Source organism: Thalassobacterium maritimum (assembly GCF_031127805.1).
GTDB lineage: Bacteria > Verrucomicrobiota > Verrucomicrobiia > Opitutales > Coraliomargaritaceae > Thalassobacterium > Thalassobacterium maritimum.
Genome location: NZ_JARXHW010000115.1, coordinates 1 through 2343, shown reverse-complemented (window position 1 = coordinate 2343; position 2343 = coordinate 1). Strand labels below are relative to the sequence as shown.

The following is a 2343-nucleotide window of genomic DNA, read 5'->3' as shown; positions in this document are numbered from 1 at the left end:
TCCAGACGGAGCTGGTCAACCCATTTTACGCGCCAGATATTCGACAACCCTCACTAATCCAAAACCCTAGGGCTGGGTGCCAGTCCTCACCGATCGGCAGAAAATAAATGGAAACAGCTTCCTACAGAATACTGAAGAGCATCACAGTTTTGACCTTCTTGCTGTCTTCCATCTTTTGGCTTTCTTCACAGGTGGTTTCAGTCGCGAATCAAACGTATCCTGTAAAGAATGAAGAAAATCAGGAAATCGGAACAGTCACGATACCTTATGACTATGCTGAATCGCAGATTTTATTTTTCGTATTGATGGCATTTTCAGGTATCCAGCTCTGGACAATCACTCACCTTGGGAAAAGAATAGTGAAGGTCGAAGAAGAGCTCGAATTCACACGAACAATCAAGGCCGATCCAGACGCTACTGGACAACGTCGCTAACGCGCCGCGCCAGAGCCACGTTCGCTGAAATAATTATGAAAATGAAATTCCTCCTCTGTCTATTGCTATCGGCCTGCTCCTTAATCGCGGACGATCTGCCGGAACAACCATTCGTCATCGTAAAAGGAAGCGGCAGCGTCTCTCATCAGCCAGATATTGCAGTAATATACCTTTCTATTTCTAACTCATCAGCAGGGAAAACTGAATGCCTCGCGAGTATCCAAGAAAATTCATCGATCATCCTATCTACTCTTAAAGCTTTTGATGTCGATAAGGATGACATTGACGCCACTGATATACGAGTGAACAAAAAATACAGCGCTGTTGACCCCTTCAGTTCTTCTCAGCCCAAAGAAGAAAAAGAAGTGCGCTTCACCACGTCACGCAGTTTTGAGATCAATTACAGGAACCTCGACGAATATAGCACCTTACTGAAAGAAATCTACCTACATGAATTTGTAGATGTAGTCGATGTAAGCTTTGACACTTCAGAGAAGACCAAAATTGAACAGGAGGCGTTATCTAAAGCAATCAAGGACAGTCGGCAGACAGCTAAGTTTCTGGCGGAGTCCTATGATACAGAAATCAAAGGTGTATTTGCAATTTCGCAGCAGGGGTTCACCCGCATCACCGAGTTGATGGTTCCTTCTCGTCACTACGACGAGCAAGGCATTACAAGATCTAGGATACGTCTTACTGGCTTTAGGGATAGTTCATCGAGTTCAGAAGAAGAACCACCTTTCTTTGTCCCTTCGAAGATTGAGACCACTTCGAATATCACCGTTATCTATCTCATAAAAGATGGGAGCGAACCAGACGGGAGTGGGCAATAGAATAAATGCCATGGATTCGAAAGACCTCGGAACTTGTGCATACGTCTTCGCTCTTCGAGCTACGCCGCACACAGTCGCCCCGCATGTTGCGCACAGGCCTTCTTCACCATACACGTTACCCGCACAGCTTGCCCTGCGCTATAGCCTTCGCCTCCATCAGGCTGGCTCTGGGACTTGATTACTATGTTTATATCGTTATTTATGGTATTTCACCCTTTAATCAATGAGCCGGTTACCCAGCACACATCTAGTCGCTCCTGGACAACACCTAAAGGCGCGCCAAAGCTCGACGATGGCAATATGAGGAATTGACAAACGCACGCAATTGCGCACGCTTCCAGTCATGACTACGATTACCGCAACCACCGCCCGGAATAAGCTCTACAAGCTTATCGACGAAGCAAACGATTCACACATCCCCATTCAGATAACAGGTAAGCGCGGCAATGCTGTGCTTATTTCAGAGGATGACTGGAGAGCCATTTCTGAGACGTTACATCTGAGTTCAATTCCCGGGATGGTGGATTCCATCAAAAAGGGAATGGAGGAAAAAATTGAGGACTGCAGTGAGACGATTGAGTGGTGAATTATCGTATCGTATACGCCAAGCAGGCTCAGAAGGATGCGAAAAAAATCTCTCGTAGTAACTTAAAACGGAAAGCTATTGAGCTGATTGATCTGTTGAAGGAAGACCCGTTCAGGAAACCACCAGAATACGAACCATTGGTTGGCGATCTTTCAGGCGCTTATTCAAGGCGAATCAACATTCAACACAGATTGGTCTATCAGGTTTACGAAGAAGAAAAGGTCGTAAAGATTTTACGAGTGTGGACGCACTATGGCAATTGAATTGCCATCAAGTCACGGTGATCAACTCCATTCGTACCTCACTTCGCGATCACGCTCGACGATCAGGGAATGAAATTAAAAAACGAACCCCAATCAGACGTATTTTTTAACCGCTTATCACCGCTAATGGGACGCTTATCTAACCCGACGCTAAAAACGAAAAATGAAACCTCATCATAAGCGTAAATTAGTGAAAATAAAGCCTGCTGCGTGGGACAAGGTCCTTT

At 45.5% G+C, this 2343-nt stretch carries 4 protein-coding genes; all 4 read left to right on the top strand.

Annotated features, from left to right (window positions below; genetic code table 11):
• The first annotated feature begins 107 nt into the window (after positions 1-107).
• The 4 genes from QEH52_RS19360 to QEH52_RS19345 all read left to right on the top strand — a co-directional run bounded on the left by QEH52_RS19360 (position 108) and on the right by QEH52_RS19345 (position 2116).
• The gene (locus QEH52_RS19360; protein WP_308952605.1) at positions 108-434 is read left to right on the top strand and encodes a hypothetical protein; all 327 of its coding nucleotides are present in this window, start codon (positions 108-110) and stop codon (positions 432-434) included.
• A gap of 35 nt (positions 435-469) precedes the next feature.
• Positions 470-1267, top strand: a complete 798-nt coding sequence (locus tag QEH52_RS19355) for an SIMPL domain-containing protein (protein ID WP_308952604.1) — start codon at positions 470-472, stop codon at positions 1265-1267.
• Between the two features lie 343 nt (positions 1268-1610).
• Positions 1611-1853 carry a type II toxin-antitoxin system Phd/YefM family antitoxin gene (locus QEH52_RS19350; RefSeq protein ID WP_308952603.1) on the top strand — a complete coding sequence of 81 codons (243 nt, stop codon included), beginning with the start codon at positions 1611-1613 and terminating at the stop codon, positions 1851-1853.
• On the top strand, positions 1850-2116 hold the full coding sequence (locus QEH52_RS19345; protein WP_308952602.1) for a Txe/YoeB family addiction module toxin: 267 nt from the start codon (positions 1850-1852) through the stop codon (positions 2114-2116). Before QEH52_RS19350 ends, QEH52_RS19345 begins: the two co-directional genes overlap by 4 nt.
• The last annotated feature ends 227 nt before the right edge of the window (positions 2117-2343 follow it).